Here is a 23,009-nt window from a genome sequence, read left to right on the forward strand (position 1 = left end):
CCGCAACTTCGAGAAGCTGCTTCGCGCTGAAGGCGATGCCCCGCTTCCAACGCGCGCCCGGCTCCCAAACCGTGCGGATCGCCATGCCGAGCAGGATCGCGATGACCAGCGCCTCGACATAGGGGTGAGAAAAGACGCGCTCCTCGACGCTTTGAACGCCTATCGACAGCAAAGTGACGGCGACGCACAGCGCCACGCCCGGCGCAAGACCGCCAAAACCACCGAACAGCGTCTTTTTGCCGGTCAATATCTTCGCCGGATCGATATGCCGCAACGCAGATGTTCCTCTTTCCCACTCCGTCCAACCAAAACTATCCGCCGGACGAAGCATTCGACTAATCTATTTTTCGAATAAGGTTATAAGATCAAGGAATGCTTTCCTGACGGAGAGAGGCCGCCGTGGCCGCAGGCCTCGCCACGCAGGACCGTTGCAGGCGGACTTGCCGCTGTGTCGCGGCGAAGGCTCGGAGCGTCATGCACCGCGCGCCAAACCTTCCGCGGTTTTGCCCCGCCTTCACCGAATTTTCTGCATAGGCGCAGCTTAAAGCAATCGGCGGCAATGCGTCGGCGTCAAGCAGGGTGATAGGATATATTTCAAAATCGAGATTCTCCCGTAAAATCCGCCCGTTTAGGAGAGACGACCCAGCCCCGGATCTATTCCGGCCGTGAACCACTCACGGATCGCCGCGGCGAGAGGTCGGAGCGCCAAACATAAGTCGCGGCTATCAACATAAGCAAAGAATCAATTAGCGTGGAATGGCGCAGGCGCGCAGAACTCTGCCATCCAAATGTAAAATGATCTCTTCACCGGCTGCAATATCCGAGGTTCCGCTCAAGTTGGTCTCGATTCTTATCTCGACGCTCGACGGAGCCAAAGCAATCCATCGACAAGACAAATCTTCTGTTCTGACGCGCAAAACCAGTCCTCGGAAAAGGCGACCTATGCCGCGTCGACAAAGTCGACCGATCGAAAAATCAGCTCTAAATGGCTCACGAAGCACGAAGACTTCCGTCGCTGCAGGCTTGCCTGCGGACGCATAGGGAGCGGACGATCATCGAAGGGGGAAACTATGGGCGTCGTATCAGATCCTAACGCCTTTGGAGCCGCTGCAGTCCCAGGCCCCTCGAATATCGTGGGCCGGCTGGAACGGCTGCCGATGACGGCATATCAACGCAAGATCTTTGCGATTATCGCCTCGGCCTGGCTCGTCGATCAAGTCGATGTCGCCCTGCTCACCTTTCTTTTGGGCTCAATCGTCGTCGCTTTCAATCTGACGCCGACCCAGGCGGGGCAACTCGCCGCGATGACCTTCGCAGGCCAGCTCGTTGGAAATGTGCTCGCCGGGACGGCGTCCGATCGGTTCGGACGGCGCATGGTTTTTCAGGTCACGATGGTGGTGTGGGGGCTGGCCAGCCTCGCCGCGGCGGCGGCCTGGAGCCTTGCGGCTCTTATGGTCTTCCGTTTTCTCATTGGCGTTGGCGTCGGCGGCGAAGCGCCGGTGGCTCAGGCGATGGTCTCGGAAATCGTGCCCGCCAATGTGCGCGGCAAATATATAGCTTTCATGGAAGGCTTTTGGGCCATCGGCTACGTTCTATCTGGAGCGATCAGCTTCTTTATCCTGCCTTATCTTGGGTGGCGCTGGGCCTTTGCATTCGTCGGCATGCTGTCTCTTGTCGTGTTCCTGGTCCGCCGTTCGATGCCTGAATCGCCGCGCTGGCTCGTGGAGCATGGACGCTATGAAGAAGCCGAAGCCGTGATGTCCCACATGGAGGCGGAGGTCATGAAACACACCGGGAAGCCGCTTCCCGTGACGCCCCCTCTCGCCGCCGATCAAGCGCCGGCGCGCGCCGAGGCCTCTCGCGTCCAAGGCTCCATTGCGACGCTGTTTTCTCCCGAATATCGTCTGCGTACGCTGATGGCTTTTGGGATGTGGTTCTTCGCCCTCATTGGATTTTTTGGCCTCAACTCTTGGATAGCCGTGCTGCTCAAAGAGCGAGGCTTTTCGATCATCGGATCGGTCGGTTTCGTGACGCTGATCACGATCGGCGGCATCCCGGGCTTCTTCACCGCGGCGATTCTTCTGGAGAAAATAGGCCGCAAACCGACGACGGCCGGCTTCCTTTTATTCGCGGCCGCGGCGGCTTACCTTTATGGCAATGCGGCGGACCTGACGACGCTCTTTCTCACCGGCTTTGTGATGCAATTTTTCATGTTCGGCATGTGGAGCTGCCTCTACGCCTATACGCCGGAACTTTACCCGACGCGCGCGCGCTCGACGGGAGCAGGCTTCGCTTCGGCGTTCGGACGGATCGGCGCCATTCTGGGTCCAATGATCGTCCCCGTTCTCGTCAAGAATTACGGCCCGGCAGCCGCTTTCGAGGTCGGCGCCGGCGGCTTCGTCATAGCCGCGCTGATGGTGCTCGTTCTGGGCGTCGAGACAAAGGGAAAAATCCTCGAGGCGGTCTCACACTAAGGCGACGCCCCGCCATTGTAGATCCAATCACAGTGAGCGTTGCATCTCTATTCCACTGGCTGAACCGCGACGATCGCCGTGCACAGGGCCAATGCCCCGATGATCGTGCGGTTCGGTTTCTGGCGTGTCGGTCGTTTCAATGAAGATGCTTTGTTCGCCAAAGAAGATCGAGTCGCTTGACCAAACCGCTCAAATGCCCGCCTGCGACACGAATTTCGGCGTAAGATACGCATCCAAGCCTTCGACCCCGCCTTCCGAGCCATATCCGCTATCCTTGACGCCTCCAAAAGGCGCCTCGGGCAAAGCAAGGCCAAGATGATTGATGGTTATCATGCCGGTCTCGACGCATGCGGCGACAGCGTTGGCGGTCTTTGCCGACCGTGTGTAGGCATAAGCAGCAAGGCCGTATTCCAATCGGTTGGCCTCTGCGATCGCTTCATCGAAATCGCCGAACGGGAGGACCATCGCCAACGGACCAAAGGGCTCCTCCATCATCATCCGCATCGTGCGATCCACGCTGGTGATTACGGTCGGCTGAAAGAAATTACCCTTGTTGCCGATCCGGACTCCGCCCGTCCGAATTTTTGCGCCCTTTTGGACCGCATCGGCGACCAGCGATTCCATCGCTGTCACACGGCGTTCGTTGGCTAACGGTCCCATGTTGACCCCATCGTCAAGGCCATTGCCGACGCGGATTTCCTTCACGGCATGCACAAATCGTTCGACGAAACGCTCATAGACATTTTTCTGCACGAGGAAGCGGGTCGGCGCGACGCAGACCTGCCCGGCGTTCCTGAATTTTGCGCCGGAGATCTGCTTGGCCGCAACCTCAACGTCGGCGTCGTCGAACACGATCACCGGCGCATGGCCGCCGAGCTCCATTGTCACGCGCTTCATATGGGCCCCCGCCAACGCGGCGAGCTTCTTGCCCACGAGCGTCGATCCGGTAAATGTCACCTTGCGGATGATGGGATGGGGAATGAGATATTCGCTTATTTGGGACGGGACGCCAAAGACCAGGCCGACTACGCCGCAGGGAAGGCCAGCGTCAACGAAAGCGCGGATCAACTCTGCGGGCGATGCCGGAGTCTCTTCCGGCGCTTTTACGATAATCGAACATCCCGCCGCCAACGCGGCGGATAGTTTGCGGACAATCTGGTTTATCGGGAAATTCCAGGGGGTGAAGGCGGCGACTGGGCCGACCGGCTCCTTGATGACGAGTTGATAGACGCCTGCTGAACGAGCCGGAATCACACGGCCATAGGCCCGCCGGCCCTCTTCCGCAAACCAGTCGACGATATCAGCAGCGGCTAGCGTTTCAATCCGCGACTCCGCGAGCGGCTTTCCTTCTTCGAGCGTCATGAGCCTGGCGATGTCTTCTACCCGGCTCCGAAGGATATCGGCCGCCTTGCGCATGATTTTGGCGCGATCAAATGCCGATGTCGCGCGCCATATGGCGAAACCGCGCGCGCTGGCGGCGAGCGCCTCGTCGAGATCGTTTTGAGAAGCGCAGGCGACGGCGCCGATCTTCTCTGCTGTCGCGGGGTTCGTCACCGGCAGGCAGCGCTGATTCTCGGCAGGTCGCCATTTGCCTGCAATGTGCAGGAGAACATCGGAGTACATGTGATCCTCGGGCCTCTCAAGCCGGCTGCCTGGCGGCGGACATCGCTCGTTTAACATTTTCGGTACGAAAACCGACGCTCGACGCGGTGAAAGCTCTCGTCAATTCCCTGTTATCACCCGACGCATGCCGATGGCCGATTGAGCGCGCCGTTCCAGCGTCACGGTTCGCCTGCGCGCCCGCTTTGCAGAATTTTCAAATTTCGTCCTCGCGACCCCTTTGCTTCGGAAGATATTACGCAGTTGGAGCGACCGAGACTAATGGAACATCGTTCCCTTTTCACGCTCTCGATGGGCGTGAATGACCGCGAGCGCACAGGAGGCCACTCGGGTCAGCGCCGAGTCGGCGCGGCTCGTCAGGATGATCGGAGCCCGTGTGCCGATCACGATGCCGGCGCATTGCGCGCTGGTCAGGTAAATGAGTTGTTTATAGAGCATGTTCCCTGCTTCCAGATTCGGCATAAGCAGAATGTCCGCGTTGCCGGATACGGGCGAGGAAACGCCCTTGGTCTCGGCCGCGTCGCTGGAGATTGCAACGTCGAAGGCGAGCGGTCCGTCGACCACAGCGCCGGTGATCTGGCCACGGTCGGACATTTTGCTTAACGCCGCGGCGTCGAGCGTGCTTTGAATGGCCATGTTGACGGTCTCGACGGCAGACAGAACGCCGACATGTGGGCGGTGAACGCCGAGATTAAATGCAAGATCGATTGTATTTTGAATGATGTCGCGTTTGTCAGATAGCGTCGGATTGATGTTGACGACGCAATCGGCAATCAGGAGCGGCTTCGGATAGCTCGGCATGTCGAATAGAAATGTATGGCTGATGCGACGGCTTGTGCGCAGTCCGCCTGATTTATTCACGACGGCGGAAAGCAGCTCATCTGTGTGTAGACTGCCCTTCATGATCAGAGTGACGGCTTTCTCATGACAAAGCAAGACGGCGGCGCTCGCCGCCTCAAGCGGATCATCCCCGCTTTCCATCAATTTCACGTTCGTTAGATCAATGCGATTTGCGTCGGCTATGGCCCTTATCCGATGGAGCGGTCCGATAAGAACTGGTTCGATCAATCCGCGGGCTTTTGCCGTAATCGCTGATTCAAGGGCTATCACGCTGCAAGGGAAGGCGACTGCGACCTGCGCGGGTCCGATATCCTCCGCCGTCTTGATGAGTTGATCGAGATGAGGATATTTCATCGATTGTCCTTCGATCGCGCATAACGCGCGGCGCCTTGAAGACGAACGCGCCAGCCCGCGGCGCAGGAAAAAGACGCGGTCGGCGACAAAGCCGCCGACCGCGCAGGCGGGAGACTACAGCGACGCCAGACGCTCGTGCCGCCTAAGCAACGGCTTGCGGGCGCATATCCGCACGATCGACGCCAGCCACGACGACCGGCTTCTTCATCGCATCGCGCCTGAACGGCTCGCCAAGTTCCTGGTTCAGAATGACTTCGATGAAGGTGGTGACGCCTTTTTCCTGCGCGGCGCATGCATCGGTCAGCGCCGTTGTCAGCTCCGATTGCGTGCGCACGGCGACGCCCTTCAGCCCGCAGGCCTCCGCGACGCGCGCGTAACTCAAATGCGGATCGAGTTCGGTTCCAACAAAATTGTCGTCATACCATAGCGTTGTGTTGCGCTTTTCTGCGCCCCACTGATAGTTTCGGAAGATGACCATGGTGATCGCTGGCCATTCTTCGCGTCCGATCGAACTCATTTCGCTCATCGAGATGCCGAAGGCGCCATCGCCGGCGAAACCCACCACAGGAACATCCGGGCAGCCGATCTTGGCGCCGATGATTGCGGGAAACCCGTAGCCGCACGGGCCAAAGAGTCCGGGCGCGAGATATTTCCGGCTCTTCTCGAAGGTCGGATAGGCATTGCCGATGGCGCAATTATTTCCAATGTCGCTGGAAATGATTGCATCCTTCGGCAGAGCCGCCTGGATCGCCCGCCAGGCCTGCCGCGGCGACATGCGATCAGGCTCCCGGCTACGCGCCCGCTCGTTCCAGCTTGTGCCCTGATCGTCGTCTTCATGATCCATGCTGGACAGCTCTTGCAGCCACGCGGATTTCGTCTTGTGGATGAGCGCTTTGCGCTCCTCATTTCCGATGCTTCCTGCGTCGGGAGAAAGCTGCTCCAGAATTTGGCGCGCAACCAGCTTGGCGTCGCCGCAGATGCCGACAGTGACGGGTTTTGCGAGGCCGATACGATCCGGGTTTATGTCGACCTGGATGATTTTTGCGTTCTTTGGCCAGTAATCCACGCCATAGCCGGGCAGCGTCGAGAACGGGTTTAACCGCGTGCCGAGCGCTAGCACGACGTCGGCCCTGGAAATCAGCTCCATGGCCGCCTTCGATCCGTTATATCCAAGCGGGCCGCAAGCCAGGCGGTGGCTTCCGGGAAAACTGTCATTGTGTTGATATCCACAGCACACCGGAGCGTCGAGCCTTTCCGCCAAGGCGACGCAATCGGCGACCGCGTTGCCGATCACCACGCCGGCCCCGGACAAAATGACTGGAAAGGCCGCACTTGAAAGCAGCTTGGCGGCTTCGGCGATGGCCTGGGCGCCTCCGGAAGCGCGCTCCAGCTCGACAATTGAAGGCATATTGACGTCAATGTGTTGCGTCCAATAGTCACGCGGAATGTTGATCTGAGCGGGCGCCGAAAGCCGCTTGGCTTTAAGGATGACGCGGTTCAACACTTCAACAACGCGCGACGCGTCGCGGACCTCTTCCTGGTAGCAAACCATGTCGCGGAACAGCGCCATTTGTTCGACTTCCTGAAAGCCGCCCTGACCGATCGTCTTGTTCGCGGCCTGAGGCGTCACCAACAGCATCGGCGTATGGTTCCAGTAGGCGGTCTTGATCGCAGTCACAAAGCCGGTGACGCCCGGGCCATTCTGCGCGATGGCCATGCCGATCTTGCCGGTCGCGCGGGTATAGCCGTCGCAGATGAGGCCGCCGTTGGTCTCATGTGCGACGTCCCAGAAGGTAATGCCAGCCTGAGGAAACAGATTCGAAATCGGCATGAAAGCCGAACCTATGATGCCGAATGCGTGCTCGATTCCGTGCAGTTGCAACACTTTGATGAATGCTTCTTCCGTCGTCATTTTCATGTTTTTTCGCTCCCTAGTTTTTTGAATGAGCCAACCATTGCGCAATCGCCGCTTTTAAGCTGGCGCAGCGGCTGATCGGCGATTTTGTCAGGCCATGGTTGCGGCGAGCGCCGCGGCGGCGGCTTGTAAGGCAGGCAAACGCTCCATCGCATTCTCTCGCGACAGGCGCACGATCGGCGCCTGGAGCGCGAGGCCCGCGAGGCATTCGCGCTTGCCGGCGCCGAAAATCGGCACGGCGATGCAGAACAGGCCGGGAAGGAACTCCTCGTCGTCGAAGGCAAAACCCTGGCGGCGGACGGCGGCGAACTCGACGTCGAGCGCCGCGCGGGTCGTCAAAGTGTTCGGCGTGAAGCGGCGCAACGATAACGTGTCGAGGAGCCGCTCCCGCCTTGCCGGCGGCATCATCGCGAGGAACATCTTGCCGCTCGCCGAGCAGTGGACCGGAACGTGCGAACCTTTCTGGAAGGCGACGCGAAGCGGCAGCATCGCCTCGACGCGATCGAGATACATAACTTCGCTACCCTGCAGAACAGTCAGATTGCAGGATTCGCCGAGGTCGCGCGCGACGCGCTCGAGGATCTGGTGGCGTTGCATCGAGCCGGGATTATTCGACAGGATAGACAACGCCAATGCGCTGGCCTGCGCCGCCAGCTCATAGCGCCGGCCGTCCGGCAGTCGTTGCAGGAGTTCTGCTCCTTCGAGCATTGTCAGCCACCTGTGAAGCGTGGGCTTCGGGAGATCGACGATCTCCGTCAGCTCGGCGAGCGTTGGCGCGTGATCCATCTCTGCGATCGTCTTGAGCAGACTGAAAGCCTTGAGGGCAGGCGAGGAGTCCGGTGCATCATCCATCAGCGTGATCCACATATATTCCGTTTTTTGTTTCAATAAAAGCAAAAAAACGAGATTTTTGTTTGATTCTCTCGGCCAGGGCGCGAGAGACGGCGACATAAGGCGCCGAAGGTCGAAGGCGCCCCAAGGACGATATCCTTACGCGCCTCGCCCGGAACCGGCTGAAGATTTTCTCAGATGCTCGCCGTGGCCGCCTTCCGTGGCGCAGGCGCAGCGCCGCGTTCATCCTGGAGAATCATGTCGGAGGCTTTTTCGGCGATCATGACGACAGGCGCGTTGGTGTTGCCAGAAATGAGCGTCGGCATGATCGAGCAATCGACAACGCGAAGCCCGGCGATCCCATGAACGCGCAGGCGCGCGTCGGTTACGGCGCTTGGGTCGGATCCCATTTTGCAGGTTCCGGAGGGGTGAAAGATCGTCGCGCCGGCCCCCCGCGCGAATTCGAGCAGCGCTTCGTCGCCTTCGACGCCGCGGCCCGGGCGGTATTCCTCCGTGAGAAGCGGCGCGAGACTGCGCGTGGCGGCGAGGCGGCGGGCGAATTTAATGCCTTCGACCGTGCAGCGGCGGTCGGTTTCGCTAGCGAGATAATTCGCGCGTATGACGGGCGGCTCGAACGGGTCGCGGCCGCGGATCATCACCGAGCCGCGCGACTCCGGGCGCAACTGGCACACCGAAAAGGTGCAGCCGGACCAGTCGTGCGGCTTCGCGCCGGCCATGTCCGCCGACAGCGTCGCGAAATGAAACTGAACGTCGGGCGTCGCAGAATCTGGAAGTACGCGGGTAAAAAGGCCGCCCTGATTGATGCCGACCGCAAGAGGCCCGCGTCGCCGCAACAGCCATTGCAGGCCGATGCGCGCCTTGCCTCCAAGCGAGGCGAGATCATCGTTGGTCGTGATCGGCTTGGCGACCTTGTACATCAGGCGGACTTGCAAATGATCCTGCAAATTCGCGCCGACGCCCGGAAGATGATGTACGACATTGACGCCATGCGCCTTGAGGACGTCGCCTGGCCCGATGCCCGACAACTGCAGCAGTTGCGGGCTTTGCAGCGCGCCTGTGGCGAGTACAATCTCGCGACCGGCGTAGGCCTCGCGCATTTTTCCGTACTGACGGTAGCGCACGCCGACCGCGCGCGCGCCGTCGAGAATAAGCCCCGTAGCCTGCGCCTCGACCTCGACGCGGAGATTTTCGCGGGATTCTGCCGGGCGTAGATAGGCGACCGCGGCGCTGCAGCGCCAGCCATGGCGCGTGAACAGCTGATAATAGCCGACGCCCTCCGAGCCGCCCGCATTGAAATCGTAAATTCGCGGCACGCCAAGCTCCTGCGCGCCCTCGAAAATGGCCTCGAGAAGCTCGTGCTTATCCTCGATGTCGGAGCACCAGAGCGGCCCGTCGGCGCCGTGAACGGAACTCGCCCCCTTTGTGTTGTGCTCCGACCGGATAAAGTAGGGGAGCACGTCCTTCCACGACCAGCCGTCATTTCCAGCCTGCGCCCAGCGGTCGTAGTCAGCAGCCTGACCGCGGATGAAGATCAGGCCGTTGATGGAGCTCGAGCCACCGAGCGTGCGTCCGCGCGGCCAGTAAATGCGCCGGCCGTTCATCGCCGGCTCGGGCTCGGTGTAGAAGCCCCAGTTCAGGGTTTTGTGGAACATCGTCTTCCCGTAGCCGATGGGAAGATGGATCCAGATCGAGCGATCTCTGGGGCCGGCTTCGAGCAGCAGGATCTTGCGCTGGCCGCTCGTGGAAAGCCGATTGGCGAGGACGCATCCAGCCGTCCCGCCGCCGACGATGATATAGTCAAAGTCAGCGCGTTCCAGCCCTTTGCCGGTCCCGCCCATCGTCCTCTCCCCTTCGCCGGCTTTTTGAGACGGCGTATTTTAACTTATTGTCTCGAAATCCGGCACAATTTGTTCCATTAAATTAAATGGCCGATCCATTGTCAACGCCGCTCGTCATCAATTTCCTGAATGCCCGCTTCGCAGGGCGGGGCTTGCTCAAGCGTGCGTAGGGCAGCGATCAGGAGGGAACAGGCGGAGAAATCTTGAAGCAAGCGCGCCGATTTAACGGAGCTCGACGGAGCGGACGCCCGGAGCCTACGGATTGCCGCTTTGGAAGCTGAAGCTTTCGGCGCGTTCGTTCGAAGCCACCTGCAACATATGCCATTTGACTGCGCGCGCCAGCCTCTCCATCGGGATGTGGCTGCTCGTGAGCGCGAAATTCTGCGTGGCGTGAAGCTGAACGGTGCTCGCCGTCATCGACATCGCAAAGGCGCCAAAAAGCATCACGCGGAAAAGATTGGCTTCGTACATGGGTTCGACCAGCATCGAGACGCCCAACGCCATATCAGTCTTTGTTGTGCACTGCAACAAAACCTATTGATCGTGCTGCAAAGCAACATCGTAGTCGGGCAAATTATTCAATTCCTTGCAAATATATTGAGCCAGATGTTCGGCCGCCGACTCGACTCCGCTCGGCTTGCGCTTGAGCACGATCTCCATTCCCGGCAGCGCGGGCAGACCCTCCTTGCTGCCAAGCTGGCGTACATCGGGGGTCAGCGCGCAAAGCGGAAAGATCGATACGGCGAATCCCGCGTAAACGGCGGCTTGCAATCCGGCTATGCTATCACAAACCGCAGCGATCCTCCATGGACGGCCGGTTTGGCCAAGGGCGTCGAGGGCGCGCTGGCGGTAAATGCTGCCGGTCGGCAGAAGCGCGAGGGGCAGCGGCTCGTCAATGCCGGCGACGTAGTCGCGGGCCGCGACCCAGATCAGCGGCTCTTCCCGAATCGTCACCCCGCCGCCGAAATCCGGCTGGCGCGTCATGATGGCGATATCGATTTCCTCTCGCATGAGGGCGGCGTGCAGATGAACGCTGCGGGAGCAGCGCAATTCGATCTCGACCTGGGGATAAGCCCGTGCAAAGCCGCTGAGCACGAGAGGCAAAAGATACGCCGCATAGAGGTCCGGCACGCCGAGGCGGACGTGACCAGCTATGTTGAACGCTTGGAAACGGTCGCGGATTTCGTCATTGAGCTGAAGCAGTGAGCGCGCGTAGGAGAGCAGCATTTCGCCATCGCGAGTCAGCGCGACATGCCCATTGCGTTGCCGACGATCCCTCTCGAAAAGGCGCTTGCCGACCGCCTTTTCGAGACGCTGCATCTGGTGGGTGATTGCCGGCTGGGTCCGTCCGACCTGACGGCCCGCCAGCGTCACGCTCCCCGTTTCATTCACGGCCACGAACGTTCGAAGCAGCGGTATCTCAAGATCCGGAATCATGTTTATCAATTTTTTGAATGAGCCAGATGCAAACAATAGATTTTTCGTGAGCGCTGGCAATCATTAGATTAATTCGACCTTGGACAAGCCGAACATCGCAGGCGGAAGACCTGTCGGCCCCAAAGGACGAGGAACGCTCAATAGACGTCGGGGACCTTCTTTCCTGCGCGCGGACTTTCGCGCGCCGGATTCGAGAAGCAGCCGGCGACTCTTCAAGTGAGGGGCAGAATGTTTCGCTTCAGCCGCACCCGCATCAAAAGCACAGATATCGTCCTGATCGTCATTTGCCTGATGTATCTCGTCACTTACATCGATCGGGTAAACATCGCGACCGCCGCTCCCGCAATGCAAAAGGAGCTGGGTCTTACGAATATACAGCTTGGTCTTGCGTTCTCCGCTTTCGCCTATCCATACGCGTTTTTTCAGATCGCCGGCGGGTGGCTTGGAGATCGCTTGGGGCCGCGCCTCACGCTGTTGATCTGCGGCACAATATGGTCCGCGGCGACGCTCGCGATGGGCTTCGTGGAAGGAGCCATATCCCTTGTGGCGGCGCGCTTCATACTGGGAATTGGCGAAGGTTCGGCGTTCCCGACCGCCACACGCGCCTTGTCAAATTGGTTGCCCGCGGATCGGCGCGCCTTCGCCCAGGGCGTCACTCATGCGTCAGCACGTTTTGGCAACGCGCTGACGCCGCCGCTGATCGCCTTTCTCATCGTGGCTCTGTCGTGGCGCGCATCCTTCTTCATCGTAGGCGCGATCAGCTTCGCATGGGTCGCGCTGTGGTGGTTCTATTTCCGTGACGATCCGCGCGACCACAAGGGCGTGACCGCGGAAGAACTCGCGGTCTTGCCTCCGCAGAAGCTTACTGCGGTGCGAAAGGTCGTCCCCTGGCGGCGCTTGTTCACGCGAATCCTGCCCGTCACTCTCACGGACTTCTGCTACGGTTGGACCCTCTGGTTGTTTCTCAACTGGATCCCTTCCTTTTTCCTTCACCAGTTTCATCTCGACATTAAAAAGTCGGCGATTTTCGCGGCGGGGGTTTTCCTGGCCGGCGTCCTCGGCGACACGGTCGGCGGCATTGTGAGCGACGGAATTTTGCGCCGAACCGGCAGCGTGTCGAAAGCGCGCGTGTCGGTCATTGTGGTGGGCTTTCTTGGCGCCTTCGTGTTCATGTTGCCTGTCGTTTTCTCCAGTGATCTCATGATTGTGACGCTTTGCCTAAGCGGCGCTTTCTTCTTCGCCGAATTGATTGTCGCGCCGATCTGGGCTGTGCCCATGGACATTGCGCCGCAATACGCGGGCACGGCGAGCGGCTTCATGAATTTTGGCTTCGGTCTCGCCGGCATGATCTCGCCCGTCGTGTTCGGCGCCGTGATCGACGCGACGGGAAGCTGGACTCTGCCGTTTGTCGCCTCGCTTGGGTTGCTGCTGCTTGGCGCCGTGCTTGCGCTGTTCATGCGGCCGGACCAGCCCTTTCTCGACGAGATCGAACCTACGCGCGATCGTGGCGCCAGGCCCATGCCCGTGCAATCCCCTTCCTGAATTATGTTGCTTTTCCCTCGCCAGGCGGCGTCGCGTTCGTCTCGCGCTATCAATCGGAGATTATGGATGACCACTTCCGTCGCCGAGCCGATCGGAAAACTTGATCGCTTCCACTCGAGCAGGCCAGCAGACAGTTTGGACTCAGATCCAGTCTACACGACGGCGCAGCGCGCGCGCGCTGCTCAAAGGCTTTTCGCCGACGTCAGTCAGGAGCGCGCCGACGACGCCGTCCGGGCGCTGGCTTGGTCGCTGTACAAGCCGGAAAACGCCAAGGCGCTCGCCGAGCTTGCGGTCGAGGATACAGGCCTCGGCAACGTCCCCGATAAAATCCGCAAGAAGCAAAGGAAGACTTTCGGCACGTTGAGGGATCTCCTGCGTGGACGTTCGGTCGGAATCATTGAGCGCGATGAGTCGCGCGGCATTGTCAAATACGCCAAGCCAATGGGCGTTATCTGTGCGGTGACGCCATCGACCAACCCTGGCGCGACGCCGGTCAACAAGGCCATGATGGCGATCAAGGGCCGCAATGCGATCGTCATTGCGCCGTCGCCGCTCGGCTATCGAACCACGGCGCTTGTCGTCGAGCTGATGCGGCAGGAATTGGCGAAAATTAACCTGCCGATGGACCTCGTGCAGATCCTGCCACTCCCGATCACGAAGGAGTCGACGGAGGCGCTGATGAAGGCCTGTGATTTGGTGGTCGTGACCGGATCCCAGGACAATGTACGGCGCGCCTATTCGAGCGGCACGCCCGCGATCGGCGTCGGCGCGGGCAACGTGCCGGTGTTGATCGACGAGACCGCCGACCTTCGCGATGCGGCGCAAAAAATCTGCGAATCAAAAATCTTCGACAACTCGACCTCCTGTTCCTCCGAGAACTCAGTCATCATTATCGATAGCGTGTATGATGCGGCGATCGCGGCGCTCCGGGTAGCCGGAGGCTATTTGTGCGACGAACGCCAAAAGCAGAAAATCGCCGACAAATTCTGGGTCAATGGCAAGCTGAACCGCGACCTGATCGCGCGGGACGCCAAGGTGCTCGCCGAAGCGTTCGAACTTCCAAGCATCGCGCAAGACGCCAAGTTCTTTATGGTCGAAGAGACCGGCGCCGGACGAGCTTACCCGTTCTCGGGAGAAAAGCTCAGTCTCATCCTGACGGTTTATCGCGCATCTGACTTTGCAGCCGCAAAGAAGCGCCTTCGCGAGATACTGGACTTCCAGGGGAAGGGGCATTCGCTCGGAATCCACACCACCGACATGAGTCGCGCGCGGGAGCTGGCGGAAGACCTCGACGTCGTGCGCGTGCTTGTCAATTTTGCGCATACGTTCGGCAATGGCGGCGGCTTCAACTCCGGACTCGGATTCACGCTCAGCATGGGCTGCGGTTCATGGCAAAAGAACAGCATCTCGGAAAATCTCAGCTACAGGCACTTCATCAACGTGACGCATCTAGTCACCGTGATCCCTGAGGACAAGCCCAGCGAGCGCGAGCTCTTTGGACCGCATTGGGACAAGATTGGATATAGGGAGGCCGCGCAATGAATTTCGTTGAGCATGTCGCAAAGGAGCGCGCCTTGGCGCCCGCAGGCGTCCCCGTTCCTCGCGGGATTCTCTGCAAGACGCCGGAAGCCGCTGCGGAAGCATTCGAAAAGCTCGGGCCATGCATGGTCAAAGCCCAGGCGCCAACCGGCAAGCGGGGCAAGGCTGGAGGCATCAAACCGGCCTTTTCGGCTAAAGAGGCTCATGACCTTGCCGCAGCCATCCTCGGAATGACGATTGACGGACATCTCGTCGGCTCAGTGCTGCTCGAAGAACGCGCCGGGATCGCCCGGGAGTTTTACGCCGTTGTCCTGAACGATGCAAAAAGCAAAAGTCCTCTTGTGTTGTTTTCGACCGAGGGAGGAATGGACATCGAAGAAGCGGCGGCGACGCGGCCCGACGCGCTAAAGCATTGGTCTGTCGATCTCGCCCAGGGTTTTGGCGTCGCAGAAGCGCGCGCGATGACCGAGGGTCTCGATCTTTCCGGCGCAGATGACCAAATCGCGCAGATTCTGGCGGCGCTTTATCAGATCAGCAGCGCCCTCGACGCCGAGCTGATTGAAATCAATCCCCTGGCCCTGTTGACCGACGGACGCGTCGTGGCGCTCGATTGCAAGCTGACGCTCGATGATTCGGCCGCCTTCCGCCAGGGCGATCTATCGGCTGCGGCGGCGCCCGAAACAATGTCGGTCCTTGAGCAGGACGGCTACGATAGCGGATTGAAATTCATTCAGCTCGACGGCAATGTCGGCGTTTTGGCCAATGGCGCCGGCCTCACCATGACGACGATGGACGTCATCAGCCACTTTGGCGGCCGTCCGGCGAACTTCCTCGAGATTGGCGGCGAAGCCTACACAAAGTCGGAGACGGCGTTGCGCCTCGTGCTCGCCAACCCCGGCGTGAAGAGTCTTGTTGTTAACTTCTGCGGCGCGTTCGCGCGCACGGATGTAATGGCGGAGGGCGTGGTTGCGGCCTGGCGAAAACTTAAGCCCTCGGTGCCGGTCTTCTTTTCGATTCATGGAACCGGGGAGGATGACGCCGTCCGTATCGTTCGCGAAGGTTTGGGCATCGAACCTTTCGATTTCATGGAAGACGCGGTGAAGGCCGCGGTGGGAGCGGCGCAATGATTATTTATCGGCGGCACGGCCGGGTCCTGGTCCAAGGGATCACCGGCAAACAAGGCACATTCTGGACTGAGAAAATGATATCCTGCGGAACGCAGGTGGTCGCCGGCGTCAACCCGAAGCGCGCGGGTCAAACACACATCGGCGTTCCCGTATACGCCACCGCCAAAGAGGCAATGGCTGAAACGCCCTTCGATATCGCTGTGATGTTTATTCCGCCGTCGGCCGCCAGGGACGCGGCGCTCGACGCGATCGAAGCTGGCGCGAAGACGGTCGTCATACTTACCGAGCACATTCCGGCTCGCGACGTCATGGCGATTCATCATGCGGCGCGCGAGAATTCGGTGCAGATCATTGGCCCGAATACCGCGGGCGTCGTGACGCCCGGCGAAGGTTTCGTCGGCATCATGCCCGGGCATAACCAGAATATTTTTCAGCCCGGAACAGTCGGGGTCATTTCGCGCAGCGGCAGTCTCGGGACCTTGGTCTGCCTCAATCTGACGCGAGCCGGCATCGGACAGTCGGCGTTTCTTGGCATCGGCGGCGATCCGATGATCGGCACGACGACACGCGATGCGCTCATCGCACTTGACAAAGATGCGGGAACGGACGCGGTCGTCTTGGTCGGCGAGATCGGGGGAGCCATGGAAGAAGCGGCGGCGGAATATGCGGCGAGCATGGCGAAGCCTGTCGTTTCCTTTATTGCGGGGCGAGCCTCGCCGCCTGGCAAGAAAATGGGGCACGCGGGCGCTATCGTCCTTGGCGACGCCGGGAGTTATCCCTCGAAGCGAAAAGCGCTTGAAGCAGCAGGCGTCATTGTCGCGGACACGCCGTCTGAAATTTCCGACTTGCTGCTCCAGCAAATCGAGGCCCGCTTTCCTAGCGCCGATCTCGCAAATGCTGAAGGTTGGAATTGACAATGGAACCGACCTTGTCCGCTGAGGCGTCTCCAGTTTGAAGTCAGCTCTGGCCCCGATTGAGGACCAGAGAGTGAAGCGCAACCGAATCAGCAAAGTGTGGGTCATTGCGATCCTGCAGGAATACGAGGTCGGGATCGCCGTAGCCGGGCTGTACTGTTATCAAGAAAGCCGAGATGAGACAGGTTCGCCTGAGACTGCCTCCTCGGCCAGCGTACAACCTGTCAGTATAGAAAATATGTTTGTCTTTATGGCAGCGTTTCGGCGGTCTTCTTGATTGGCTGCGTCAGGTCGGCGTGGCCGCCCCACTTCGCATTTAGACGTAAAGCGCCTGATCAAACGCGTAGCGCCGAACGGGCCCGCCTGATCGGCGCCTTCCAATCCGATCGAACTGCGTCGACGAGCTCCCGCTTGCGAGCAGGCTTAGCGGCTTTTTGAGAGAGGATCCGCTTCAGCTAGGCGTTCTCTTCCTCGAGTTGCCGCAGTCACCGCGCCGGCAAACCCCTGCCATACAAATAGCCTGCCGCCTTGCGGGCTTTTCTGCGGAAGCGCTCCTTCGCGCTCCGCGATCTTATCGGCGGCGCATGGATTTTCCTATCAGCGCGATACCCTCCCCCTTCGCCTGGAAGCCTTTGGGAATCGGATTTAGTACTGCTCCAATAGCGGCGCGGCAGCTAAAACTGAGACGCCGGCCGCGCGATCAGCCCGTTGAAACAATTGAAACGAATCTCGTGCGGCGCCGACATCGCCTTGAAACAACTTGCCACCACATTGCGCATGCTCGCCGTCGGGGAGTTCGGCAGGGCGCGCGCAATAAAAGTTTGCGCGGAAGCTAAGCCGACGATTGATCAGTTATATGCAAAAGGGGGGAACCACCCAATGAGAAATGCCATCGCTCTTGCCTTCGCTTCGGCAATCGCTCTCGTTTCAGTCAATGCATCGGCGGCGACCTGGCCGACGTCTGTCGTCGGCGTGTGGCACGGCTACGCCAATACAAGCGACGTTGTATTCACGCTCATTACCCAGAAGCCGACTGGCAAATGCCCTATCGTCTTTGGCGCGTTGACCGACAATACCTACAAGACAACCGGAACGCTCACTGGATTCTATTGCCCCGGAAGCGGACGGATTGTCCTTCTTCGCAAGGATGGCGCGGGACATGTTTTCCAGTCATTCCGGGGAAATCTTGGCCAGAGTTCGGGGAATATGACCACGCTTCTTACAGGGCGTTTCGTGAACTATGGACAGCAGGCCGCATTTGTCGAATGGCCCTTCTCGGTCGAAAAATAGACTTGGACATTTTTTCGCACGACGCAAATTAACACCAAAACGTCATTTCACCCTTCACAAGCAGCAAGGCCTTTCTCATGAATAAAATCGCACGTTATCTCGTCTCCGCGGTCGGACTGATCTCCATCGCGTCGTTCAACATTGGGCCGGCTGCAGCCGACGTATGGCCCGTTTCCACCAAATATTGGACCTATGTAAAGATTCGCGCCAATAATTCGTCGTTGATTCTTCAAATTCATGCGCTGGACGACGCCACCGGCTGCGTTCGCATCGCCGGGTTTTTGTATCCGACCGTGGGCGCCAATCAATATAATGATGACAAGGTGACGGGATCCTATTGCCCTTTCAACGCGCAACTCAGCTTTCTTCGCAACGATCCGAAGAACACCGTCACAAATCAAGTATTCGATGGCGTCTTCACCGGCACCGGCCTTTTCACCGGCACGTTCGCAACTTTCGGGGGCGGCGACGACTCCGGCGAATTCCCGGTCTCCGGCAAGATCGACCATTATTGAGAGGGAGCAGATTGCATATGAGATCGCGGCGCTCCCGGATCATCCGCCCATCCTGGAGCGTCGCCGACAGACAAGCCCTGAGCAATGGACCGAATATGTCGGAACATTTGGGGCGTAAATCCGGTCAGCTCCGCCTAAGCTTGGCGTTTCCAACCTTTCGCTTTTGCTTTATAGGTATTTTCCGTTCTCGAACTTGGTGATTGCCGCATCGGTCCGCGCGATGACGTAAGGCGACGTGCGGGTGATGTGAAGACATGAGCGACAAGTCTAGGGCGCATATTCTCATCGTCGATGACGAGGCAGGGGTCCGCGATATGATTGCGGAATATCTTGCGCGGCATGGGTTCAGCGTGGCTTTGGCCGAGGGCGGCGACGCCATGCGTCGCGGCATTTCTGCGCGGGCCGTCGACCTTGTCATTCTCGATCTGAACATGCCCGGCGAAGACGGATTGACCCTCATGCGCCAGTTGCGCGCCACAAGCGATGTCGGAATCATCATGCTGACCGGGATCGCCGACCCGGTAGACAGGATCGTCGGACTGGAAGTCGGCGCCGACGACTATATGTCGAAGCCTTTCAACCTGCGCGAACTTGTAGCGCGTATCCACACAGTGTTGCGGCGCAAGAACAACAGCGGCGCGCAGCCGGACGATCCGGGCGGCCGCTCCCGGCAACGTCCGATGACGCGAAAGATCGCGGCGATCATGGCTGCCGACGTCTTTGCCTACTCGCGGCACATCGCCGAAAACGAAGAGGAAACACTGAGCATCCTGGCGACGAGCCGCAAGATTTTTGACGAACTGATCGATCGTCACGGCGGGCGGATCTTCAATACTGCGGGGGATTCCGTTATGACGGAGTTCGGTTCCGCCGTTGACGCCATGCGCGCCGCAGTCGACATTCAGGAGGCGCTGCGCTCACGCAATCTTGCTCATCTACCAGGGCGTTGTTTACAATTTCGCATTGGCATCACTGTCGCTGACGTTGTCGAGCATGAGGGGGATCTTCTTGGCGACGGCGTCAATCTGGCCGCGAGACTGGAAGGTTTGGCGGACCCCGGCGGCATCTGCATTTCGCGATGGGTGCATGACGCGGTCGTCAACAAAGTATCGGTGGCGTTTCGCGACATCGGCGAACGGGAGGTGAAGAATATCCCGACGCCGGTCCATGCCTACATTGTTGACTGGTCAGATCTCTGATCGTAGGTTAAAATTGCCGTTGTCTATGACAAATTGCGCGCCTACAAAATGTTTTGCGATCCGCCGGGAGCCTGCCGGTTTCGTGAATTGAGCGATAAACGAGTTTTCAGGAGTTCCGACAAGCATGGACCGGCTCCCCGCCATCATAATAGTGGACGACGAGCAGGAAATTCGGGACATGATCGCTGAGTATCTTGGACGACACGGGTTTGCCCCTCGCACGGCGGCAGGCGGCGCTGATCTTGACGCCCTGCTGGCGGAAGGACCGTGCGATCTCATTGCGCTCGACGTCAATATGCCCGGCGAAGACGGTTTCTCCATCGCCCGCCGGGTCCGCGCCGCCGGCGACACGCCGATTTTGATGGTCACCGCCGCAAGTGAGGTGATTGACCGCGTCGTAGGACTTGAGATCGGCGCGGACGACTACATTACAAAACCCTTTGACCTGCGCGAGCTGCGCGCGCGAATAAGAAGCATCCTGCGCCGCGCCGCTTCGTCTGCCCCGGAGCCTTCGCCCGAGCCAGACAGATTTGTGCAATTTGGCGTGTGGACGCTCGATCTTCTGGCCCGTAAGCTTACTCATGAGGATGGAACGCCTGCAGGCCTGACTGCGATGGAGTTTGATCTGCTGCGCGCGTTCGCCACAAATCCCAACCGCGTGTTGTCGCGTGACCGGTTGCTCGATCTGGCGCATAATCGCAACTATGAGGCATTCGACCGCAGCATCGATATCCGCGTCACGCGGTTGCGGCGCAAGATTGAAGTCGACCCGGCAAAGCCCTCGATCATCAAGACTGTTCACGGGGTTGGCTATATTTTTGTTCGCGGGCGCACATGACGACACCAGTCGAGCCGGATCGACGATTGATCGAGGCGCAGCTCTGGCAGGCGCTCGATAGCATCCCCGCGCGGATTGCGCTGATCGACCTTGGCGGCCGCTACCGTTTTGCCAATCAAGCCTACTGCGCCTTTGTTGGCCGGCCTCTCGCCGATATCGTCGGACGCCTGGCAAGCTCGGTGGCCGGCGTCGCTGCTAAGGACGATGAGTCCGCCGATGGCGTCGATCAATCTATTGTGGAGCGGATATTGGCAGGCGCCAGCGTAAATACGACATGCTGGCGGACATATGCGGATGGACAGCGCTACGAACAGAGGATCTATTCCCCCTGCCGCGACGCCCATGGATCAATCGAGGGATATTTTGATTTCGCGCGCGACCTGACCCATCTGAAACAGAGTGAGGCGCGGTTGGCGGAGCAGCTTGAGGCCCTGCAGGCAAGCGAGGCGCGCAACGCCGCCATCACTGCATCTGCTCTCGACTGCATTGTGGCGATCAACGAAGTGGGTCTGGTCGTGGAATTCAATCCCGCCGCGGAGCGGACCTTTGGCTATCGCCGGGAAGACGCCATCGGCCGATCGATCGGCGAACTGATCGTACCGCACGCCTTGCGCAAACGGCATAGCGACGGGCTCGCTCGCTATCTGCAGACGGGCGCCACGACAATGCTGGGTCAGCGACTCGAGATCGAGGCCATGCGGGCCGACGGCTCGACCTTCCCCATCGAGCTTGCCATCTGCGAAGTGCGGCTTCCCGGCCGGCGTCTGTTCACAGCCTATCTGCGGGACCTCTCTGCTGCGCGCGAAGCCCAACAGCAGATCGCGGCGCAGCGCGAAGCTCTCTATCAAAGCGAGAAGATGGCGGCCTTTGGTTCACTGCTCGCCGGCGTTGCGCATGAGCTCAACAATCCGTTGTCGATCGTCATTGGCAATGCTCTGATGTTGGCCGAGGAGGCGGAGGAATGCTCGCCCGAGCTGGCCGTGCGCGCGAATCTGATCCAGGCTGCGGCCGATCGATGTGGGCGCATCACGCACAGTTTTCTGGCGATGGCGCGTCAGCACAAGACGCTTCCCTCATTGACCAGCGTCGAAACCATCGTCGACGACGCATTGCAGCTCTTGAGCTATGGTCTTCATTCCAGCGGCGTCAAGATCGAACGTGCTATTCCGGACGGGCTGCCGTCTACATTGTGCGACGCCAGCCAGATCAGTCAGGTCCTGACCAACCTCTTGGTCAACGCGCGCCAGGCGCTCGAGGGACAGGCCCCCCCACGTCTGGTGCGCATTGAGGCCGTCGCAGCCGCCGACGCAATCGAGATAAGTATTTCCGACAACGGACCTGGCATACCGCAGGCGCTCCGCTCACGCATCTTCGATCCTTTCTTTACGACCAAGCCCGTGGGCGCGGGCACGGGCATCGGGCTGTCAGTGTCTCGAGGCATCGTGGAGGCGCATGGCGGCTCCTTGAGCCTCGCCGAGTCGGATCCGGAAAACCACGGAGCACGGTTCCTCGTTCGGCTTCCGATCGCATTGGATGTCGGCTCGAAGGCTGCCACCGGGGCTCGGCCAGCGACGCAAAAAGGTCTGAAGCGGCCGATGCGCAGCGCGCTGATCGTAGACGATGAGCCCGAGATCGGATCGCTTCTTTCGCAGATTTTGGCCGCTGAAGGATTTGAGTGCGATATCGCGCTTAACGGCGTGGAAGCTCAGGATCGGCTACGCGTTGGCGATTATGACCTGATCGTTTGTGATATCCGCATGCCCGGCATCGACGGGCCGGGATTCTTTGCCTGGATGAAGGAACACAAACAACATCTTTGCGCGCGGACGGCATTCGTCACAGGTGACACTTTGGGTGAGGCCGCAGGGCGGTTTCTGGCCGATTGCGGACGTCCGGTGATCGAGAAGCCCTTCAGCCCATTCGAAATAAGACAGCTGATCGCCGAACTCGGCTGCGTTCCCTAGATCGAAGGCGCCGCCCAGGGATCAACAAGTTCGCCTGCGCGCAATTGATGGCGCGCCACGCTTCGACCTGCGGGGGCGGCGTTGAATAGGCCGTCAGCGACAATTGGTCCGTGAAGGCAGAGTACCGCTACACGAAATTCGGCTTCTTCAGGAATGGGCCGATTACCTATCCGACGATATTCCACAGTCATAGCTTGGCGTAGAACCAGCTTCAGGTCGGCTTCAGCTACAAATGGCCATCGCTCCCGCCCGCAGCCGTCGTGGCCAAATATTGAACGAAACTTCGGGACGAGCGCCGGAACTCACTGATCGCTAAAAATCGTCAAAAGCACTTTGCCTTTGGCGCCGACGACGCACAAAAAATTCTGCGCCCGCCCGCCTGTCTTCTTCTCGATGCTGGCGTCGCCGATCACGATCGCCTTAACCTCAATATCTTCAATCTTGGAATTAACCTTGATCAACCTGATGCTGTCCAAATCGAGGCTTACGTCTTTCACCAGAGCCGACCTTTCCTTGAGGGCGATGAGGCCGCTCGCGCGGCAGGCGTCGATTTCTGGAGCTGGGGACGGCGCGGCGCCTGTCGCCGCCTCCTGAGCAAGGCTTGTTCCTCCTGCGACGAAAACGATAACCGCCGCCAGCGTTGAAATTGGTCTCACCTGGGTTCTCCCGATTTCTTCTCAAGGTTATGCTGCTCTAACGGGTCAGATCGAAATAGGTTCGACTTGCACAGGCGCTATAAAGGGTATATACC

Annotated in this window: 18 protein-coding genes and 2 pseudogenes; 11 read left to right on the plus strand and 9 right to left on the minus strand. The window is 59.5% G+C overall.

Annotated features, from left to right (window positions below; translation table 11 throughout):
- Nucleotides 1-265, minus strand: a 265-nt coding sequence (locus CR492_RS00005; protein WP_245411938.1) for a putative sulfate exporter family transporter, incomplete at its 3' end; no start/stop codon positions are given.
- A gap of 892 nt (nt 266-1,157) precedes the next feature.
- Between CR492_RS00005 and CR492_RS00010 the strand changes: the two genes are divergently transcribed.
- Complete coding sequence (locus CR492_RS00010; protein ID WP_245411906.1) at nt 1,158-2,474, plus strand: MFS transporter; 1,317 nt, start codon at nt 1,158-1,160, stop codon at nt 2,472-2,474.
- A gap of 189 nt (nt 2,475-2,663) precedes the next feature.
- On the opposite strand, the gene CR492_RS00015 is transcribed toward CR492_RS00010, so the two are convergent.
- The 7 genes from CR492_RS00015 to CR492_RS00045 all read right to left on the minus strand — a co-directional run bounded on the left by CR492_RS00015 (nt 2,664) and on the right by CR492_RS00045 (nt 11,291).
- Complete coding sequence (locus CR492_RS00015; protein WP_102841692.1) at nt 2,664-4,097, minus strand: NAD-dependent succinate-semialdehyde dehydrogenase; 1,434 nt, start codon at nt 4,095-4,097, stop codon at nt 2,664-2,666.
- 255 nt (nt 4,098-4,352) lie between these two features.
- Nucleotides 4,353-5,288 carry a bifunctional enoyl-CoA hydratase/phosphate acetyltransferase gene (locus CR492_RS00020; RefSeq protein ID WP_102841693.1) on the minus strand — a complete coding sequence of 312 codons (936 nt, stop codon included), beginning with the start codon at nt 5,286-5,288 and terminating at the stop codon, nt 4,353-4,355.
- 142 nt (nt 5,289-5,430) lie between these two features.
- Entirely contained in the window at nt 5,431-7,206 is a 1,776-nt protein-coding gene (gene xsc, locus CR492_RS00025) for a sulfoacetaldehyde acetyltransferase (protein WP_102841694.1), read from the minus strand.
- Between the two features lie 87 nt (nt 7,207-7,293).
- A complete protein-coding gene (locus tag CR492_RS00030; RefSeq protein ID WP_102842275.1) occupies nt 7,294-8,055 on the minus strand; it encodes an IclR family transcriptional regulator in 762 nt (253 codons plus the stop codon).
- Nucleotides 8,056-8,228: 173 nt separating this feature from the next.
- Nucleotides 8,229-9,893: a GMC family oxidoreductase gene (locus CR492_RS00035; protein ID WP_102841695.1), complete on the minus strand. Its 1,665-nt coding sequence runs from the start codon at nt 9,891-9,893 to the stop codon at nt 8,229-8,231.
- Nucleotides 9,894-10,148: 255 nt separating this feature from the next.
- Nucleotides 10,149-10,379, minus strand: coding sequence for a hypothetical protein (locus tag CR492_RS00040; RefSeq protein ID WP_146030116.1), 231 nt, complete (start codon nt 10,377-10,379; stop codon nt 10,149-10,151).
- A gap of 48 nt (nt 10,380-10,427) precedes the next feature.
- Complete coding sequence (locus CR492_RS00045; RefSeq protein WP_245411907.1) at nt 10,428-11,291, minus strand: LysR substrate-binding domain-containing protein; 864 nt, start codon at nt 11,289-11,291, stop codon at nt 10,428-10,430.
- 267 nt (nt 11,292-11,558) lie between these two features.
- Here CR492_RS00045 and CR492_RS00050 point away from each other — a divergent pair, with 267 nt between their 5' ends.
- The 10 genes and pseudogenes from CR492_RS00050 (at nt 11,559) to CR492_RS00095 (ending at nt 22,258) form a co-directional block, all read left to right on the plus strand.
- On the plus strand, nt 11,559-12,872 hold the full coding sequence (locus tag CR492_RS00050; RefSeq protein ID WP_102841697.1) for an MFS transporter: 1,314 nt from the start codon (nt 11,559-11,561) through the stop codon (nt 12,870-12,872).
- A 66-nt stretch (nt 12,873-12,938) separates the two neighbouring features.
- Complete coding sequence (gene sauS, locus CR492_RS00055; RefSeq protein ID WP_102841698.1) at nt 12,939-14,414, plus strand: acylating sulfoacetaldehyde dehydrogenase; 1,476 nt, start codon at nt 12,939-12,941, stop codon at nt 14,412-14,414.
- Entirely contained in the window at nt 14,411-15,538 is a 1,128-nt protein-coding gene (locus tag CR492_RS00060; protein ID WP_102841699.1) for a succinate--CoA ligase subunit beta, read from the plus strand. Before sauS ends, CR492_RS00060 begins: the two co-directional genes overlap by 4 nt.
- Nucleotides 15,535-16,452, plus strand: coding sequence for a succinate--CoA ligase subunit alpha (locus CR492_RS00065; protein ID WP_180982374.1), 918 nt, complete (start codon nt 15,535-15,537; stop codon nt 16,450-16,452). Before CR492_RS00060 ends, CR492_RS00065 begins: the two co-directional genes overlap by 4 nt.
- Nucleotides 16,453-17,160: 708 nt before the next feature.
- Nucleotides 17,161-17,742, plus strand: a complete 582-nt coding sequence (locus CR492_RS00070; protein ID WP_146030117.1) for a hypothetical protein — start codon at nt 17,161-17,163, stop codon at nt 17,740-17,742.
- Between the two features lie 77 nt (nt 17,743-17,819).
- Entirely contained in the window at nt 17,820-18,257 is a 438-nt protein-coding gene (locus tag CR492_RS00075; RefSeq protein WP_102841701.1) for a hypothetical protein, read from the plus strand.
- A gap of 254 nt (nt 18,258-18,511) precedes the next feature.
- A pseudogene (locus tag CR492_RS21010) lies at nt 18,512-18,850 on the plus strand (response regulator); the annotation flags it as partial.
- Between the two features lie 87 nt (nt 18,851-18,937).
- A pseudogene (locus CR492_RS00085) lies at nt 18,938-19,438 on the plus strand (adenylate/guanylate cyclase domain-containing protein); the annotation flags it as partial.
- 142 nt (nt 19,439-19,580) lie between these two features.
- Entirely contained in the window at nt 19,581-20,294 is a 714-nt protein-coding gene (locus tag CR492_RS00090; RefSeq protein WP_102841702.1) for a response regulator, read from the plus strand.
- Nucleotides 20,291-22,258, plus strand: a complete 1,968-nt coding sequence (locus tag CR492_RS00095; RefSeq protein WP_102841703.1) for a hybrid sensor histidine kinase/response regulator — start codon at nt 20,291-20,293, stop codon at nt 22,256-22,258. Before CR492_RS00090 ends, CR492_RS00095 begins: the two co-directional genes overlap by 4 nt.
- Nucleotides 22,259-22,560: 302 nt before the next feature.
- Here the strand turns inward: CR492_RS00095 and CR492_RS00100 are convergent, their stop codons facing one another.
- Complete coding sequence (locus CR492_RS00100) at nt 22,561-22,914, minus strand: hypothetical protein (protein ID WP_102841704.1); 354 nt, start codon at nt 22,912-22,914, stop codon at nt 22,561-22,563.
- Nucleotides 22,915-23,009 lie beyond the last annotated feature (95 nt).

Origin of the sequence: Methylocella silvestris (assembly GCF_002891535.1) — a bacterium.
In the GTDB taxonomy this organism is placed as follows: Bacteria; Pseudomonadota; Alphaproteobacteria; order Rhizobiales; family Beijerinckiaceae; genus Methylocapsa; species Methylocapsa silvestris_A.

Excerpts from the sequence above, each read along its gene's own strand:
- CR492_RS00010 (WP_245411906.1), top strand. The coding sequence starts at position 1,158 with ATGACGGCATATCAACGCAAGATCTTTGCGATTATCGCCTCGGCCTGG.
- CR492_RS00015 (WP_102841692.1), bottom strand. The coding sequence starts at position 4,097 with ATGTACTCCGATGTTCTCCTGCACATTGCAGGCAAATGGCGACCTGCC.
- CR492_RS00020 (WP_102841693.1), bottom strand. The coding sequence starts at position 5,288 with ATGAAATATCCTCATCTCGATCAACTCATCAAGACGGCGGAGGATATC.
- xsc (WP_102841694.1), bottom strand. The coding sequence starts at position 7,206 with ATGAAAATGACGACGGAAGAAGCATTCATCAAAGTGTTGCAACTGCAC.
- CR492_RS00030 (WP_102842275.1), bottom strand. The coding sequence starts at position 8,055 with ATGGATGATGCACCGGACTCCTCGCCTGCCCTCAAGGCTTTCAGTCTG.
- CR492_RS00035 (WP_102841695.1), bottom strand. The coding sequence starts at position 9,893 with ATGGGCGGGACCGGCAAAGGGCTGGAACGCGCTGACTTTGACTATATC.
- CR492_RS00040 (WP_146030116.1), bottom strand. The coding sequence starts at position 10,379 with ATGCTGGTCGAACCCATGTACGAAGCCAATCTTTTCCGCGTGATGCTT.
- CR492_RS00050 (WP_102841697.1), top strand. The coding sequence starts at position 11,559 with ATGTTTCGCTTCAGCCGCACCCGCATCAAAAGCACAGATATCGTCCTG.
- sauS (WP_102841698.1), top strand. The coding sequence starts at position 12,939 with ATGACCACTTCCGTCGCCGAGCCGATCGGAAAACTTGATCGCTTCCAC.
- CR492_RS00060 (WP_102841699.1), top strand. The coding sequence starts at position 14,411 with ATGAATTTCGTTGAGCATGTCGCAAAGGAGCGCGCCTTGGCGCCCGCA.
- CR492_RS00065 (WP_180982374.1), top strand. The coding sequence starts at position 15,535 with ATGATTATTTATCGGCGGCACGGCCGGGTCCTGGTCCAAGGGATCACC.
- CR492_RS00075 (WP_102841701.1), top strand. The coding sequence starts at position 17,820 with ATGAATAAAATCGCACGTTATCTCGTCTCCGCGGTCGGACTGATCTCC.
- CR492_RS00090 (WP_102841702.1), top strand. The coding sequence starts at position 19,581 with ATGGACCGGCTCCCCGCCATCATAATAGTGGACGACGAGCAGGAAATT.
- CR492_RS00095 (WP_102841703.1), top strand. The coding sequence starts at position 20,291 with ATGACGACACCAGTCGAGCCGGATCGACGATTGATCGAGGCGCAGCTC.